Genomic DNA, 679 nt, shown 5'->3' with positions numbered 1-679 from the left:
AAGAACAAACTGTTGGGCACCTGAACCATGCTGCTGCCCGATCCCGCTTCGGCGGCTTCGATCAAGGTGGTGTACAGCAGGTTAATGGCCACGACCCGGCCTTTCATGCCCGGCTTGTCGAGGGTATCGACCAACTCCACCACATCACCGATGCGAAACGGCCCCACGGTGAAGATCAACACCGCGCACAACAGATTGGAAAGCACGCTCCACATGGCGAAGAAGGCAATCGCTGCGACTGCGACAAAGCCCGACAGTGCCGTCCACAACACAGTGGCAGAGACACCAAGGCGCTCGAGCACGAAAATCACCGCGCTGCCCATGATGAACCAGCGCAGACCACCGCGCAGCGGCATCAGCAACTGCGGCGGGAACGGATAACGCTAACTCAGGCGTGTCAGGGAGCGAGCCACTAAGCGTTGCGAGAAATAGCCCGCCAACAGAATCAGCAAGATCTGGATGCCAATCCATAGCGGCGCGACCAACTCGGCAGGAACTGGCAGGTTGAGGGCCTCCATCAGGAAAGCGCCTCAAGCTCTGCCTGCAGGCTCTCCAATAGCTCCAGAGCCTCCATCCATCGTTCTTCGAGCTCGCCTTCCAGCACCTTCAGCCGGGCCTGTTCGGCCAACAGTTCTCGCAACTTGTCTTTGTTGGCCGCTTCATACACGGCGCTGTCCCC

At 59.4% G+C, this 679-nt stretch carries 1 protein-coding gene and 1 pseudogene; both read right to left on the bottom strand.

Features of this window, described 5'->3' with window-relative positions:
- Positions 1-518 (bottom strand): annotated as a pseudogene (locus tag TU76_RS24060) (mechanosensitive ion channel domain-containing protein); the annotation flags it as partial.
- A partial coding sequence (locus tag TU76_RS25710) for a hypothetical protein (RefSeq protein ID WP_169775419.1) occupies positions 518-679 on the bottom strand: 162 nt, incomplete at its 5' end. The gene TU76_RS25710 and the pseudogene TU76_RS24060, both read right to left, overlap by 1 nt.

The organism is Pseudomonas psychrophila (genome assembly GCF_001043005.1).
GTDB classification, from domain to species: domain Bacteria; phylum Pseudomonadota; class Gammaproteobacteria; order Pseudomonadales; family Pseudomonadaceae; genus Aquipseudomonas; species Aquipseudomonas psychrophila.
Note: the sequence above shows the minus strand (reverse complement) of the source record. Positions and strands in the feature narration are given on the sequence as shown.